13 protein-coding genes and 2 pseudogenes are annotated in these 15,769 nt (G+C 58.9%); 5 read left to right on the forward strand and 10 right to left on the reverse strand.

Going from position 1 to position 15,769, the window contains the following annotated elements; all coding sequences use genetic code 11:
• Nucleotides 1-61 precede the first annotated feature (61 nt).
• From ACVIIV_RS09375 to ku, 4 genes are all read right to left on the reverse strand, one after another.
• On the reverse strand, nucleotides 62-904 hold the full coding sequence (locus ACVIIV_RS09375; protein ID WP_456743931.1) for a plasmid partitioning protein RepB C-terminal domain-containing protein: 843 nt from the start codon (nucleotides 902-904) through the stop codon (nucleotides 62-64).
• Between the two features lie 57 nt (nucleotides 905-961).
• The gene (locus tag ACVIIV_RS09380; protein WP_456743932.1) at nucleotides 962-1,840 is read right to left on the reverse strand and encodes a plasmid partitioning protein RepB C-terminal domain-containing protein; all 879 of its coding nucleotides are present in this window, start codon (nucleotides 1,838-1,840) and stop codon (nucleotides 962-964) included.
• A complete protein-coding gene (locus tag ACVIIV_RS09385; protein WP_456743933.1) occupies nucleotides 1,818-3,407 on the reverse strand; it encodes a recombinase family protein in 1,590 nt (529 codons plus the stop codon). Before ACVIIV_RS09385 ends, ACVIIV_RS09380 begins: the two co-directional genes overlap by 23 nt.
• Nucleotides 3,408-3,950: 543 nt before the next feature.
• Nucleotides 3,951-4,880, reverse strand: coding sequence for a non-homologous end joining protein Ku (gene ku, locus ACVIIV_RS09390; RefSeq protein ID WP_456748692.1), 930 nt, complete (start codon nucleotides 4,878-4,880; stop codon nucleotides 3,951-3,953).
• 140 nt (nucleotides 4,881-5,020) lie between these two features.
• Here ku and ACVIIV_RS09395 point away from each other — a divergent pair, with 140 nt between their 5' ends.
• The 4 genes and pseudogenes from ACVIIV_RS09395 to ACVIIV_RS09410 all read left to right on the forward strand — a co-directional run bounded on the left by ACVIIV_RS09395 (nucleotide 5,021) and on the right by ACVIIV_RS09410 (nucleotide 6,989).
• A complete protein-coding gene (locus tag ACVIIV_RS09395; RefSeq protein ID WP_456743934.1) occupies nucleotides 5,021-5,416 on the forward strand; it encodes a hypothetical protein in 396 nt (131 codons plus the stop codon).
• A 9-nt stretch (nucleotides 5,417-5,425) separates the two neighbouring features.
• Nucleotides 5,426-5,872 (forward strand): hypothetical protein, encoded by a 447-nt coding sequence (locus ACVIIV_RS09400; RefSeq protein ID WP_456743935.1) that lies wholly within the window; start codon nucleotides 5,426-5,428, stop codon nucleotides 5,870-5,872.
• A 3-nt stretch (nucleotides 5,873-5,875) separates the two neighbouring features.
• A pseudogene (locus ACVIIV_RS09405) lies at nucleotides 5,876-6,604 on the forward strand (SOS response-associated peptidase).
• Nucleotides 6,605-6,727: 123 nt separating this feature from the next.
• Nucleotides 6,728-6,989: pseudogene (locus ACVIIV_RS09410) on the forward strand (hypothetical protein).
• Nucleotides 6,990-7,334: 345 nt separating this feature from the next.
• Here the strand turns inward: ACVIIV_RS09410 and ACVIIV_RS09415 are convergent.
• The 5 genes from ACVIIV_RS09415 to dctA all read right to left on the reverse strand — a co-directional run bounded on the left by ACVIIV_RS09415 (nucleotide 7,335) and on the right by dctA (nucleotide 13,574).
• On the reverse strand, nucleotides 7,335-8,990 hold the full coding sequence (locus ACVIIV_RS09415) for a recombinase family protein (protein WP_456743936.1): 1,656 nt from the start codon (nucleotides 8,988-8,990) through the stop codon (nucleotides 7,335-7,337).
• A gap of 87 nt (nucleotides 8,991-9,077) precedes the next feature.
• Nucleotides 9,078-9,452, reverse strand: a complete 375-nt coding sequence (locus tag ACVIIV_RS09420; protein WP_456743937.1) for a hypothetical protein — start codon at nucleotides 9,450-9,452, stop codon at nucleotides 9,078-9,080.
• Nucleotides 9,453-9,841: 389 nt separating this feature from the next.
• Complete coding sequence (locus tag ACVIIV_RS09425; protein ID WP_456743938.1) at nucleotides 9,842-10,099, reverse strand: hypothetical protein; 258 nt, start codon at nucleotides 10,097-10,099, stop codon at nucleotides 9,842-9,844.
• A gap of 961 nt (nucleotides 10,100-11,060) precedes the next feature.
• The gene (locus tag ACVIIV_RS09430; protein WP_456743939.1) at nucleotides 11,061-12,224 is read right to left on the reverse strand and encodes a mandelate racemase/muconate lactonizing enzyme family protein; all 1,164 of its coding nucleotides are present in this window, start codon (nucleotides 12,222-12,224) and stop codon (nucleotides 11,061-11,063) included.
• A gap of 33 nt (nucleotides 12,225-12,257) precedes the next feature.
• Nucleotides 12,258-13,574: a C4-dicarboxylate transporter DctA gene (dctA, locus tag ACVIIV_RS09435; RefSeq protein ID WP_456743940.1), complete on the reverse strand. Its 1,317-nt coding sequence runs from the start codon at nucleotides 13,572-13,574 to the stop codon at nucleotides 12,258-12,260.
• A 183-nt stretch (nucleotides 13,575-13,757) separates the two neighbouring features.
• Between dctA and ACVIIV_RS09440 the strand changes: the two genes are divergently transcribed.
• Nucleotides 13,758-14,648 (forward strand): LysR family transcriptional regulator, encoded by an 891-nt coding sequence (locus ACVIIV_RS09440; RefSeq protein ID WP_456743941.1) that lies wholly within the window; start codon nucleotides 13,758-13,760, stop codon nucleotides 14,646-14,648.
• A 154-nt stretch (nucleotides 14,649-14,802) separates the two neighbouring features.
• Here ACVIIV_RS09440 and ACVIIV_RS09445 read toward each other — a convergent pair whose 3' ends face one another.
• Entirely contained in the window at nucleotides 14,803-15,690 is an 888-nt protein-coding gene (locus tag ACVIIV_RS09445) for a LysR family transcriptional regulator (RefSeq protein WP_456743942.1), read from the reverse strand.
• Nucleotides 15,691-15,769 lie beyond the last annotated feature (79 nt).

Below are 15,769 nucleotides of genomic sequence, written 5' to 3' on the forward strand. Positions count from 1 at the left end.
GTTCTTCCATAAGAAGGCATACGCGAATGTAGCCAAGTCGATTTAATTGCGGCCGAGCAGATCAGGCCGCGTTGGCTTCGGATTCGGTCAGCCGCTGGAATTCAAACAGCAATTCCTGAAAATGCTTGGCGAGGTAGCCGACCACTCTGCCGTTGCGCAGGAGTTTTGAGAGGTAGCCGACCGCTAGCACCAGGTCGAGGTGGTCGGTCCCATAGGTCTGTTCGGCCACCTTGAATTCGCGGGCAAGCGAGGCTGACTCGCGCTCCATCAGCGACAATTGCTCATCCGACAAGCCTTTGGGCGCGCGCGGGGTGTAGCCGGCAGCCAACTGATTGCGCGGCGTCGCCGCCACTAGCGAGCGGACGTAGCTGTTGGAAAAGTTGTTCATCGCGATCATCAGCTCGGCGGCTTCGATTTGCCGGATCGGCGCAAGCTTGCGCAGCTCGGAGAACGAGTTGAGGGTCAGATGCTTCTCTTTGAGCAGATCCACCGCCTCGGCGCAGATGCCGTCCAGCAGCTTGCGCCGCCTGCGAATACTGGCGACATCGACATTCAGCGCCTTTGCAATCCGTCCCTCCGACACCCCGTTCTCGACGGCCTTCAGGATCATACGGTGTTCCTGAATGATCGCGATACGGTTCACCCGCTTGTTGTAGGTGAACGCCTCGTCCTCGGTGGAAACCAGGCACTCGACTTCCAAGAGGCCGCGGTCTCGCAAGACCTCGAGGCGCAAATGGCCATCCAGCAGCAAGAATTTTCCGTGGTTTTCCCGACTTCGCGCCACCACGGGCGGCTCGACCAGCCCGATCTCAGCAACGGATGCGGCGATTTGGCGATATTTTGGCGAGCGCTTCACCTCCTCGGACACCAGCTTTAGCGGCTGGATGTCGGCCAGTCTGACCATGGCGGTCCGTTCCTCAAAGCCCATTCGAACTGAAATGTGAGGACGGCGTGCCATGGCCTAGCCCTGTCCATGCAGCCGCAACGCTAGGTTCTTGGGTAAAGTGTCGAGCTTTTCGTCCTCCAGGATTGCCAAAAACTCCGTCTCAACCAACAGCTTGCGCAAGGCCTCCAGGATAAAGATCAGCCGTGCCTTGGTGCTGTTGGACTTGCGGATCAAGACCCGCTTGCGGTCAACATCCTGCCGGTAGGCCCGCAACAGCGCATTGGAGCTCAGCGGCGCACCGTCGGCCCGTCGGGGGCCGGTCTTATACCCCTTGCCACGACGTCGCCGCTGCTCAATCAGCTTCTTGGCGGCCAGCAGCCGTTGTCCCCGCAAGAGCTTTTCTTCATAGGCCTGCTGCAGCACGGATTGGATGTCGGTGTCCTGCGCCTGCGAGATCATGACGGCGATGCTGACGGGCATCTGTCCGGCCTCCACGGCACGGAGCAGCCGGTGCTCGCCGCCTTCCAAGAGGCTGGTCACCCCCTTGACATACTCAATGCTCAGTCCGGTCTTGCGGGCGATGTCATCGAACTCATAGCCGCGCGTGCGCAGACCCTCGATGTCATGTAAAAGGTCGATCGCGCGATGCTGCCGGCGGGCGCAGTTCTCTACCAGGCTCATGATCGCACTGTCCTCGGCTGTGGCATCGACCACGACAGCAGGGATCTCGCGCTGTCCGAGGGCTTGATAGGCCTCCAGGCGACCCTGACCACATACAAGATCGTACCGCGGCTCACCTTCGCTGGTCTTCCGCTTGACGGTGATCGGCCGCTTCAGTCCAAGTTCAGCGACGCTGGTGACAATCTCTTTGAAAATCCGGCGATTGCGTGCGCGCGGATTGACGACATCGATGGACCCAACAGGAATGATCTCAATGCATTGAGCCGATCCCATAGCTGACCTCCATCAGTTGCGAACGCGCCGCAAGTTCGAACAGCATGTCGAGAACATCGAAACGATAGGCATCCAGTGCCAAGCCGTTGTGCTCGGCGAGGGCAAGCTGATCGGCCTCCATCTCGAAGCGGGGCAAGAGGTAGTAATCGAGCACGGCGCTGTTCATCTGGTTCATCCGGATCGCCACCGTGATGTCCGGCCGCAGCCCAGCATCAAAGCGGATTTTCCAGCGGTAGGACCCGGCCATGGTTTCCTGCGACCGGACGAGGCAAAGAGAAGCGGTGAACTCGTCATTGACGGTGAGGAGGTCGGTTTCGGTATCCTGGCGGACCGATCCCCCGATCTCCTCGATTCCGCGCACCGTCGCAGCTATAAAGTCAGGATACATCCGGCGCAGCGCACGATTGATCTCGATATAGCGGTAGTCCCGGTCTGGGCTGAAGCCGATGAGTTCATAGGCGCGGATCAAACTGCCGAAGCGTGCGCGATAGGCGCTGCTAGATGGCCCGACCTCAAGTTCATCGATGATGATTCCGGAGAGATAGCCGTGTTGCTCCAATAGGCCGCGGAGCACGTCCAGAAGCTCTTCATCGGAGTAACGCTTGCAGCGTTCGGAGATGATGGCCTGGGCAGATCTGAATGTGTCTTCATCGACAATGGGTTCGAAGGCCTGGTCGTGACGAATCCAGCGCTCAGGGGGATTGTGAATTCGCCGACCCTTGAGCTTGCACGAGCATCTGTTCCAAACATTGTTGCCAATGTATTTTTCGTTGATGAGGATTTGATGCACGGTCGCTCTCGACCAAGCGCGACCGAGATCTGTGGTGACGCTCCCTGCGTTGAGGCTGTCCGCGATCTCTCGCTCGCTTTTGCCTTGAGCGACGAAGGCGTCGTAGATGAAGCGGATGGTCTCGATCTCTTGTTCGGGGCCAGGGACGAGCACGATTCTGTCGGTTTGGATGCTCTTGTGTTCGCCGCGAACCAGCTCCGCTTTGGCGACACCGTTCTGATCGATCAATTGCCGCCTCAATCCATATCCAGCGGGGCCACCTTGCCGATAGCCAAGCTCGATCAGCCGTCGCTGTCCGGCAAAGACTTTGACCGACAGTTCACGGCTGTACTCGCCGGCCATCGCGCGCTTGACGCCCTTGACAATGGTCGAGACCGGGCTGCCGTCGTTCTCGAATTGCTCCGCGCAGTACCGAACCGAAATGCCTGCGCGCTTGCAGATGTATTCGTAATAGGCGCTTTCATCGGCATCCTGGAAGCGGCCCCAGCGACTTACATCGTAGACCAGGATTGTCGAGAAGTCGGCCGCACCATTTTGCACATCCTCGATGAGTTGTTTGAGAGCTTGACGGTCATCAAGATTGAGACCGCTCTTGCCGCTATCCTCGTAGGTCTTTTCAATACGAAAGCCGTGACGAACAGCGTACTCGCGAATGGCCTGTGACTGGTTCGCCGTTGAGTATTGCTGGTGGTCGGTCGACATCCGCACGTATTCCGCAGCGGGTTTGACAGCCTGGCCTTCTACTTCAGCGCCTGAATGAGACGTGCCCTGCAACATCGTCGCCCTACTAGCGTCAAGAATGCATGATCTGGTATTTGAAACTATAGCTTAGCTCGGGGGGAAACATGTTTCCGAAAACGGGCAAGAAGTTTCCAAACGACGGAGGGGCGTCGCCCACTTACGCGACCTTGATAGCCGATATTCTAAGATCCGAGCTGGGCAACAGCCATCATGCTCAGAAGACCTTGATGCGGTGGACGGGGGCGAATGAAAGAACTGCTAAGAATTGGCTTTCGGGCACGAACGGCCCGAGCGGCGAACATCTGTTGCAGCTGATGCGCAATTCGGATCGGGTGTTCGAGTTCGTCTTGAGGCTATCGCATCGTCCCGCATTGCTATGCAGTCGAAGGCTTGAGGAGGTGAGGAACAGCTTGCAAGTCACAGCTGATCTGCTCTCGGAAGTTATCGAGATCCAGGATAGACACGCCCCGTAAACTCAGCTCCCGAAGAGGCCTAGGCCCGCCGTGCGGCGATAAGTTTCGTTAACACTCGTGTCGCTCGGGACGACGAAGTATCGGTCACCTGGAGGCGCCGGATATTTCAGGCCGACTTTCGCCGCGGTTTGCTTGAGGGCGTCTTCGTCGCTGCCTCTTTCACCGACCTCTTGCCCTCAATCGGCATCAACATTTCTTTTTGGCCGGCCGCCGCGTTTCGCGTCTTGTTCGCTGACTTCTTCGTTGCCTTGGGCTCCACGGCCACTCCGGAGACGCTTCGGCGCAGCGCCTCCATCAGATCGACGACGTTGCTCGCCGCGGGCTTGGACTTGGGCGTGATCGGCTTGCCGGCACGCTTCTGGTTGATGAGGTCGATCAGCGCGGTCTCGTAGTGGTCTTCGAATTTCTCCGGATCGAACCGCCCCGCCTTTTGGTTCACGATGTGCTTGGCGAGATCCAGCATATCTTTGGTGACCTTCACGTCCTGGATCTCGTCGAAATACTCCTGCTGACTCCGCACCTCGTATGGATAGCGCAGCAGCGTGCCGACGAGCCCCTTGTCCATCGGTTCAAGTGCGATGATGTGCTCGCGATTGGTCAGCACCACGCGTCCAATCGCGACTTTGTTCATGTCGCGAATGGTCTCACGGATGACCGCGAAGGCGTCATGCCCGACCTTGCCGTCCGGCCGAATGTAGTAGGGGCGGATCAGATACCGCGGGTCGATATCGGACCTGTCAACGAACTCGTCGATCTCTATGGTGCGTGTGGATTCCAGCGCGATCTCCTCGAGCTCCTCTTTCGTAACCTCGATGAACTGATCTTTCTCGAGCTGGTAGCCTTTGACGATGTCCTCGTTCGGCACCTCGTCGCCGGTGTCTGCGTCCACTTTCAGGTACTTGATACGATGCCCGGTCTGCCGGTTGAGCTGGTTGAACGAGATCTTCTCGCTCTCGGATGTGGCCGGGTAGAGCGCCACCGGGCAGGTCACTAGAGACAATCGCAGGAAGCCTTTCCAATTGGCGCGCGGTGCCATGTACGCAGAACTCCGGTCTTCAGGACGCCTTGACTCAAGACGAACGGGGGCACCGGGTTCCGACAACCCGGAAGGCCCACCGCACGATTTTCTACGAGAGGGTATCGACTCTTTCGTTCCTGGTATGTTCTAAATAGGGTATGTCTGATCGACCCGCGAGCTGGCGCATGCCAAAACCGAAACAGATGGAAAAGCTGGCCACCGCTGCTCGCCAACATCCGATGCGGACCCCCGGATTGGCTCCTGACGACGATTTGCCCCCGGAATATTGGCAGGCTCTTCTGGAGGACGCTCGCGCCGAAGCAAGGCCGGCTCTTCCCTCCGGAGCGCTGCGGCTAAGCCAAATTCCTCAACATGTCTTGCGGGTGGGCTGCCGCCGATGCAGCAGGCTGGTCGAGATCCGAAAGGTCGACGCCACCCGTCTGTACGGTGCAGACGCTGTCTGGAAGGAGGTCGGGCAGCGGCTATTGGACAATACCTGCACGCAGCGGACGGGGCGTTACGAAGAGGATGGCTGCTGGCCAACGTTCGACTAGGCACCGCGAATGGCCCCGAAGCATCACCCGACACCTCTCTCAGGCAGCGACCGAAAGGCTCTGGGCAAGGAACTCGGCAAGGCCCGTGCGATGATCGCGATCCTGGGGTCGCGGTCGGCTGAAGCCCGCGCTAAAGGCGAAGCTCTCATCAGGCAAGCGGACAAACTGCTCTGCGAATCTTGGAACGAAAAGATGTGGGCCGATGGGGGACCGGTCGATCCGTCCCCCACGATGGACCAAGCCGTGAACGGCGGATACTCCTGGCTCGAGATTGAATGCTCGAGCTGCAAGACCAAGAGGGACGTAGACTTGGCTGCGCTGCGTCATCCTCCGACCATGTCGGTGCACGATCTCGCCAGCCGGCTGCGTTGTAGCAAGTGTGCTAAGGCGGGCCGGCGGCCTGCGGCCACCCTCTTGCAACTGACACCCCGTCCTCGCCAGGCATCGGAGACCTGAACGTTGTGCAATCTCTACTCGATGACCAAGAACGTGGACGCGATCCGGCGTTTGTTCGGCGCGCTCAACAGCAGCGTCGGAAACTTGCCTAGCATGCCAGGCATTTTCCCGGACTACCCGGCCCCGATCGTCCGCAATGTACCCGACGGGCGTGAAGTTGCCATGGCGCGCTGGGGAATGCCGTCTTCCTCGGAGGCGCTCATGAACGCGACGAAGAAGCGAGCCGAGAAGCTTCAGGCGAAGGGCAAGCCAGTCGACTTCAACTAATTGCTGCGGATGGAGACGGACAGCGGCACGGCCAATATCCGTAACACCAGCAGCAAACATTGGAAGCGATGGCTCGGGCCCGACAATCGCTGCCTCGTCCCTCTGACCTCGTTTTCCGAGTACGACACTGTGGATGGTAAGAAAGTGCCGGTATGGTTCGCCCTGGAGGATTCCCGGCCACTCGTCGCCTTCGCCGGCATCTGGACGAATTGGACATCGGTGCGAAAGGTCAAGGAAGGGGCAGTCACGGCCGATTTGTTCGGTTTTCTGACCTGCGAGCCGAATGCGGAGATGAAGCGCGTTCACCCGAAGGCAATGCCGGTGATTCTGACCACGGCCGAAGAATACGATCTCTGGCTTCGCGCCCCATGGGACGAGGCCAAGGCGCTGCAACGGCCGCTTCCTGACGACGCCCTTAAAATCGTCGCCAGCGGCGAGAAGGAAGACCCCGCGGCCTCAGCATAAGTTCTTCACAGGACCACGGAACACGGGGAAAGCCGTAGACTCCGCAAAACGGAATCGCTGCCCCGTGCTAACCGCGTGGAACGAGCGAGGGACACCCGGATTCGTCCGGGAGGAGCGATCTTCATGCTGACGAGAAGAGATAGACGGCCGGCGATTCGAACCTTGCAGGGTTGGGCGATCTCGGTGTTCCAAGACGCCGGCGCCATCCGTGAAGTGCGAAGAGCATGGCTGGATGAAAGATAAAGCCGATCCTCACGCTCGCGATCTGGCCTTTGAGATTGCGCGGCAACACCACCCAGCGGGGTTATCGCCTGAGGCGGCTGCCCTCGCGGTAGCGAAGGTACTTGAAAGCATTGGCGACACTTGTCCCGAGTGCTCGCCCTGAGCACGGCGTCTCGCCCCATGCGCGGCCCTCGGGTGCGCTGAAAAAAGGTGCCCACACAACGACCCGTCCGTCTAATTGGACACAATCTAGGGCCGCAATCGACGTCAACGCAATTGAACGCAAGGCTGCCCCGCGAAGATTGAAAATTCGTTAAATACGAAACACTGCTTGCACCGTCGGGCAAAACAGTGGTTCATAGGGCGCTGGCTCACCGATTCAAAGGAACCAGCGGCATGGCTGATGAAGTCAAAGCATCTACTGAGTTATCTAAAATCGCGAAACTCAATGGGGACTTCCGAAGGAACTACGGAACAATACTCGGCGCATTCCTCTACCTTCGGTCAATTAGTGCCGCGCGCGGCCGTTCTTGGTTCTGGGCAGGCCTGCTTTCGGTTGTTTGCTCGGCGTTGCTAACTTGGGTCGGAAGGCACGGGCTTGCCTGGTTATCTTCCGGGTGATCGCTCGAACGAGCGCGTCAGGGCTTTTGAAGCAGGTGATGTCTCGGCGTTCGCGGGCCCTGTCAGAGAATCTAATTGTTCTTTTCACTTTCCCATCGGTCGGCAGCAATACGTAATCAAGCACGTCCTTGTTATGCGCTGCTAGCCTGATGGCAGCAATCCACCCAGCGGGCACATGCGTATCGCATTGAATGGTCCAATGTGGCGAATGGGTCTCCTCCATTCCCGGCGTCCAGCGTGCAGCTCTAATCGAAACGCAAATCGAGCCATTCACGCGAAGCGAATCTGTCCATCCGCCAGTGCTCGTCCGACAACCCGCCTTTAGAACGGCGGCTTCAATGCGAGAAGCGAGCCTTGTCTTCAGCTCGGACCAAATAGGCCTCGACTCTAGAAATTCGTAGTTGCGCTTGGGAGTATAGCCGAGCAATCGATATAGGTTGCGCATGTTGCCGAAATGGATCTGACACGTGGCCACGCATGGTAAGCCCGGTGTGCGGTCTATGATGCCCACACTCAGCTTCCCCTCTTTAAGCAGGGTTCGTCGCAAGCGAACGAGCATCTCCTCTTCCGTGAGATCAACGCGCCGCTCGTGAATGAACTTTGCGACCTTCGCGAAGGTGGCGCGGTCAACAATTGGTTCGAGACAACCCTCAGCCCGGATCCACTGTTCGGGAGGATTGTATGTTCGAGTTTCTCGCAGCTTGCATGATCGCCTATTGAAGACCAAATTGCCTATGTAGCTTTCGTCCCTGAGAATGGCGCCTACCATCACACGCGTCCACGGTGTCCCTGGACGAGTCGGCACGTTCTTTCTGTTCAGCTCCCAAGCCACGACCGTTTCACACTTCACCGCAAGGAAGCGCTTGAATATCCACCTGACAGTGGCCACCTCTCGCGGGTCGCCGGGCCGAACTCGGACATGATCAGTGGCGAGATATTTTCTCTGCCCCCTCTTCAGAACGCCCTTCGATTGCTCATTCTCATCAACAAGCTCTCGCACCAATCCATAGCCGGGGTTGCCACAAGGCTTGTAACCCAGACGAGCAAAGCGGCATTGACCCGCATAGACCTTCACTGAAAGCTCGCGGCTGTACTCTGCTGCCATCACTCTTTTGATGTTCTTGACGATGCTGGCCAACATGGTGCCGTCATTGTCGAACTGCTCAGCGCAATATGAGACCTTGATGCCCGCTCGCTTGCACATGAACTCATAGTGCGCACTCTCGTCTACGTCTTGGAAGCGGCCCCATCGACTTACGTCATAAACCAGGAGGTGACCAAAGTCGGCCTGCCCGTTCTCGACGTCCTCCATCAACTGAAGGAGGCCGGGCCGGTTCTTTATGAGCAATCCGCTTTCACCCTCGTCCTTGTAGGTGCGCACAAGAGTGAGATTGTGAGCGTGCGCGTAAGCAGCGATCACCGCAGCCTGGTTCTGAATTGAGTAGTGCTGCATCTCAGTAGACATTCGGACGTACTGAGCTGCTCTAACGCCGTGAAGGGCCTTCGGCAGGTGAGCCTTGTGAACGACGAGCGCATTGCTCATTCGCCACCTCCACTTAGTCTGGCCCTGCCTGCACGAAATAGAACTCCTGCGTTCGGGAGTATTCAAGCGCCATTTGGGAGGCGGCTGCTATTTGGCGCCAGCGTCGGCTACATACGCTTCGTATGATTGTCCAAGGACGCTCTGCGTAAATAGAATTTCTAAGGCCACAATCTCGGAATAGCCGCTCGTCTCGTCTCCGGTATTGATTAAGTCAACCATGGTCAGGCCGGGCCCCGTGTCAAAGTTGGAAGCTGGTGCACCGGGAATGCGGATGAGCCCTTGCATGCTTGGGCCCCGCGTTTGAATAGCGACCTTGATTTGCGACGCCCTACGCGAAAGCCGCTGCTCGGATCGAAGCGGGATCCGCTGCCACTGATCAATGTCGCCTGCGGTTTGACCGATGTAACTCGGGCGGATCGTCTGATCGATTGCAGCAAGGGTCGGGACGGCGAGCAGTGACATGATAGCGGTGAGTGCAGCCGCACGGGATGTGATGAGACCGAGGCTTCGCGTCTTAAGGTTTGGTCGGCATCTTGTTCGCATCATGTGAGCGATCCATTAGTGTCCGAATGGCTGCCCCTTTCGCCGCCGCATCTCCGGAGTCCTCAGCGACGCGTTCAGGCGTGCACTTCGTTGAGGGCGGGTTTCCGCACTGGCGCGCAAGCGCTTCCCAACCGACACACTTTCCAGATTGGTTTCGGTATCCCGGACCTCCGTTGTCTCCGCAGGCTGCGAGTGCCGATGGGGCATGCAAGAGTTGCACGATGATCAAAAGCGAAACTACCTTAGAAATCACTTTGGACGCTCCACATCGGAACCGACAAACTACGCTAGCTCCAAGGCGCGCGGCTCTACTGCTGCTTCATTCCAAGTTGCTCTGCGCAAACGCTGCCAAGCTGGACACCAGTAGGGATGGGCCCGTAATAGAGGCTTTTATCCTTGTCCTCGGTGTCGAGACTCTTGATCGTTCCGTTCGGCGCTGCAACGACGTTGACCTTGCAAGCGTATGCCCGCGAACTTCCCGATGCGCTCGATTGGCCATCACGGGAAACCGAAAATAAACTCCCAGACGCCAGTTGCCAGCTATACGCGGTGTCGCCGCTATTCATCTTGAAGCTGCTAGCCGGCGGCCCCCACCGAACGGCAAGAGCATCAACATTCTGCCCGACGTAGTCTTGGCCCAGCTTGGCGCGCACATCTGCGCCTGTCGCGTAACATCCCCCTAGTGCCACACAGAGTACGGCAAAACTCAGCCGACGCATTTCCTTTCCCCCCAAACGGACATATCCAAACGCAACTGGCGCGCGAGATCAAGAGCCGGCGCTAGTCGTGAAGGAGCGGCCGCTCTGGAGGGCTACCGGCGACTGGCCCAGTTGACTGGTCTGTCCCCAGTCTCAACGGACTATTTAGGACGACCGGCACCCTGTCACCGGGGCCCCTCGAGCCCGAGCCCGAACTCGGTCTCGAGTCCACTCTATGGTCCTCTCGCGCAGCTTCCGAGGTGAACCCCCATCCTGATCCGGATATCTGTAACGAATTTGCCGTTGTAGGGATCAGCCCGTGCAGGGCGTCCGGATGAACTTGTTGTCGGCTCTGGCCATTTCCCTGGCGGAGAAGCTGCCAGTGCTGGTCTTCTTACCTAGCAAGAGAACCTGAGGGGTAGCGCTGGAGCAATTTTCTTTCTAGATTCTCTCCCTCCGCCATTTCTACACCACAGCCCTCTCCAGTATCCGATTGTTCGAATCTTCAGTAAGGCGACCGAAGGATTCCGCGATTTTGCGCTAGTTCCTCGCGCAAAGCCGTAGTTTTTCGCCGTGGGTTCGGAGGATGGTTCTTCCGCCACTGCACTGCTCTCCTCTGCATCCCATTCTTCGAAGCGACAGCACAAACAACGAGTAGCGCGATAGCGCGATAAAGGCGGGTGCGGCCAGTTGGGCGATGTTACCCCTGGTCACCAGGCAAACCGTAGTTTTCTGACCGTGGGTTCGGAGGATGTCGCCAAGCGACCCACAACAGGGCTTCTCGACCTATGTGGGTCGCTTTCGATTGCTGTTCGCCTGAACGACCGGCCTATTCGGCCAGTTCGCGCATGACCTTGATCAGATCCGACTTGCCCTCGAAGCCGATGCCTGGAATATCCGGCATGACGATGTGGCCGTCTTGAACCCGGACCGAGTCCGGGAATCCGCCGTAAGGCTGGAAGAGGTCGGGGTAGCTCTCATTGCCGCCGAGCCCAAGGCCGGCGGCGATGTTCAACGACATCTGGTGACCGCCGTGCGGGATGCAGCGCGACGGCGACCAGCCCTGTCGGGCCAGGACGTCCAATGTCCGGAGATACTCGACGAGACCGTAGGACAGGGCACAGTCGAACTGTAGCCAGTCGCGGTCTGGACGCATGCCGCCGTAGCGGAGAAGGTTGCGGGCGTCCTGATGCGAGAACAGATTCTCGCCCGTGGCCATCGGACCGGGATAGAAGTCCGCGACGGCGGCCTGAAGGGCGTAGTCAAGCGGATCGCCGATCTCCTCATACCAGAACAGCGGGTATTCGCGCAGCATCTTAGCGTAGGCGATGCCGGTCTCGAGATCGAAGCGACCGTTGGCATCGACGGCGAGCTTGGCCTGCGACCCAATCTCTTTGAGCACGGCCTCGATGCGGCCGCGATCCTCCTCGATCGACGCGCCGCCGATCTTCATCTTCACGACGTTGTAGCCGCGGTTCAGATAGCCGCGCATTTCCGCCTGCAGCGCGGAGTTGTCCTTGCCCGGATAGTAGTAGCCGCCGGCAGCATAGACGAACACCCGCGGGTTGGCCTCCTTGCCCTTCATTTCCGCGAGCAGGCGGAACAGGGGCTTGCCAGCGATCTTTGCGGTCGCATCCCAGATCGCCATGTCCAGCGTTCCGACGGCGACGGAGCGCTCGCCGTGGCCGCCGGGCTTCTCGTTCGACATCATTTTCGCCCAGATGCGGTGCGGATCGAGATTAGTGCCCTCGTCGTTCAGCAGGCTCGCGGGTTCGGCTTCGAGGATGCGGTCGCGAAAGCGTTCCCGGATCAGTCCGCCCTGGCCGTAGCGGCCGTTCGAATTGAAGCCGTAGCCGACCACCCGCCGCCCGTCGCGGACAACGTCGGTCACGACAGCGACGAGGCTGGAGGTCATCTTCGAAAAGTCGATGTAGGCATTCCGAATTGGCGATGAGATTGGTTTGGTCGTTTCGACGACGTCTACGATACGCATGGCATTCTCCTTTAGGGGTGTTGATGTCTTCGGTTAATGATCGTTCGCTAGAACTTCGGCCTCGGCCGTTACGAGTCCGTCGCGGTGTAACTGCATGACTTCCATCGCCTGCTTCTGATTAAAGGCGCCGTCCCACTTCGCGATCGCGATCGTCGCGACCCCGTTGCCGATGAGGTTCGTCACGGCGCGCGCTTCGTTCATAAAGCGGTCGACGCCGAGCAGAAGAACGAGCCCGGCGACCGGAACGGTGTGGATCGACGAAAGCGTCGCGGCGAGCGTCACGAAGCCGGCGCCGGCGACGCCCGCGGATCCCTTCGAGGTCAGAAGAAGCACTCCCAGCAGCACCATCTGGTCGCCGAGCGAAAGATCGGTGTTCGTCGCCTGAGCTACGAAGATGGCAGCCATCGAAAGGTAGATCGATGTCCCGTCCGCGTTGAACGTATAGCCGGTGGGCAACACCATGCCGACGACGGTCTTGTCACAACCGAGCCGCTCGAGCTTGACCAGCATCTGCGGCATCACCGCTTCCGTCGAGCAGGTGCCCAGGACGATGAGGATTTCGTCCTTGAAGTAGCGGAAGAACTGCGACAACGGAAAACCGGCCCACGTCGCGATACCACCGAGCACCACCACGACAAAGAGGATCGTGGTAACGTAGACGCCGATCATCAGATAGCCGAGCGACCAGAGCGTCGCGATCCCGTACTTTCCGATCGTGAAGGCGACCCCCGCTCCGGCGCCCAACGGGGCGAGGCGCATGACCATGGCGACGACACGGAACAGTGCATGCAACAGGATGTCGATCACGCTCACCAGCGGCTTGCCGTAGTCGCCGAGCTGGACCATGGCGATGCCGACCAGCACGGATACCAGGATGACCTGCAGCATCATTCCCTTGGCGAAGGCATCGACGATCGTGGTCGGGATGATGTCGAGCAGGAACTGCACGAAGCCGTGGCTGCCGTCGGCGGCCTTCACATAGGCCGAGATCGATCCGGCATCGATGTGGCTGGCGTCGATGTTCATGCCGGCGCCGGGCTTGATCACGTTGACGACGACCAGACCGATCACAAGGGCCAGGGTCGAGACGACCTCGAAGTAGATCAACGACTTGACGCCGATCCGGCCGACCTCCTTGATGTCGCTCATCTTGGCTATGCCGACGACGACCGTACCGAAGATGATCGGCGACAGCATCATCTTGATCAGTTTGATGAACCCGTCGGCGAGCGGCTGGAGGCTGGTCCCGACCTGGGGCCAGAGATAACCGAGCAGGCCGCCCAGCAGGATGGCGAGGAGGACCTGCACGTAGAGTTCGCTCAAATATCCGAAAGAAGACGTGTTTTTCAATGTTTTCTCCCTTGATAGCTGGGCCTCAGTCGGCCTTGTCGCTGCTTGGGAAGGGCCGCTCCGGTCTCCGGAATGACTTCCGTGCTGCTGTAGTGTTGTGTAGCTTGCGATGATCCGTAGGCTTCGGTCGGAGAGAACGCCAATGCTGTTGCCGAGATTAGCTATGCCGATTAGGCATCACCGATGGAGTTGATCTGGTTCGAGGATTATCTGGCGCTCTCCGAGACCTTGAGTTTCTCCAAGGCCGCCGGAGCCCGTCACGTGACCCAGCCGGCCTTTAGCCGCCGGATCCGGGCATTGGAGGACTGGGTGGGGGCGCCGCTATTCGTTCGCACGACACACAGCGTGACGCTCACGCCCGCCGGCGAGCATTTTCACGCCCAGGCGGAGATTCTGACCCGAGCGCTGCATCAGTTGCGACGCGAGACCCTTGAAGTAGCAGGAAGGGGCACGGGGCCGCTCTCGATCGCGGCGACCCACGTGCTATCGTTCACGTTTTTCCCAAAGTGGGCCCGGAGCAGCGATAAGATCCTTGCCTTGGGCAATCTCAATCTCATCTCCGACAGCATGCTGGCGTGTGAGCGGATGATGCTCCGGGGCGACGTATCGTTCCTGTTGTGCCACTACCATCGCAGCATGGGCAGCCGGCTCGACACCAGGCAGTTCAAGAGCATCATCGTGGGTACCGACACGCTGGTTCCCCTCAGTGTCGCGGACGCCGGCCGGAAGCCGCGGTGGTCGCTTCATAACGACGAGACCGTGCCCTATCTGGCTTACAGCCCGCAGTCGGGGCTGGGCCGCATCGTCGCAAATCAATTGGCGAAGAGGGACTTGAAGAAGATATTCACGTCGCATCTCGCCGCGACGCTGCTATCGATGGTCAGGTCAGGAGACGGTGTAGCCTGGCTTCCTCGAACGCTGGCCGAAGACGACATTGAGGCGGGCTCGCTTGTCGAGGCCGGAGACGCAAAGTCCACAGTCCCGATCGAGATACGGCTCTTCCGCCCGGCAGCACGACAGCGGCAAGAAGTTGAAGCTCTGTGGTCGGCATTCGAATCTGCAGAGGTCGGCTGAGGAAACATTCGGCCGCTACGATTGGCAGGACATTACTTTCGTTGGAGTTGAAATCCCATTTTCGTCGGTAGCTCAAACGGTGAGTTTTGGTCTGGGAAAGCCAAAAATACTTTATCTTTCAACGAGGATTGACTGACACTCTCTCCGCCATTTGCTAGCCGGTGGCGCAGTCCTTGAGCTGCTGCCGAAGCCATTGATGCCCGCGATCGTTATCGAATCTGGCGTGCCAGGTGGCGTGCAGCGTAAAGGGCCTCGTATCGAAGGGCAGGGGCAGGGATTGCAGCACATCTTGGTAGCGATTGAGAAAACGCTGCGGAAGAGTGCAAACGAAGTCGGTCGACTGCAGCAAGAGCGGCACGACGCTGTAGTGCTGAACTGACACGGCGACGCGACGCGTCAGCCCGTCCTTCGCCAGGACATCGTCGATGAAGCCGCGAAAGCCGCCGCCTTCTCCGGAAACAATGACGTGCTCCAGGCGCGAATACTCCTTCATCGTGGGCCGCCGCAATCCGCGCGGATGATCCTTACGTTGGGCCATCATGAACCGTTCTTCGAGCAGCGGCTGGGACGGCATTCCGCTTGGGACCGCGTTTTTCGAAACCAGCGCAACGTCGAGATCTCCCGCCTCGAGCTGGCCAGCCAATTTCATCGAATCGATCGAGCGGAAAGCGAACCGGATGCCCGATAAGCCATCCCGTCGCGAGAACGCGACCAGCCGCGATCCAACAATAGCGGTTGCGTTGTCGTTCGCGCCGATCGTGAAAGTTCGATCCGATTTCTTCGGGTCGAAGCCAGATGGCGCACCGATGACATCTTGCAGATTCTGCAGAGCAAGTCGCAGGGGTTCCTTGAGCTCATTTCCCCGCGGAGTGAGGACCATGCCTTTTCCCGAGGCGGCAGGCGTCAGCAACTGATCCTTGAAGATATCGCGAAGCCTGGCCAGCTGGGCGGAAAGTGCCGGTTGGCTGATGCCGAGCCGCGCTGCCGCACGGGTGATGTTCCTCTCATCGAGCATCACCTTGAGCGATACGAGCAGAGGCATGTCGTGAGCCCTGACATCCACCCGGGTTATACCTCCTATCTGATCTATCGATTTCAAATATCCCACGACGGAGGACATC

Source organism: Bradyrhizobium sp. USDA 4354, assembly GCF_054060315.1.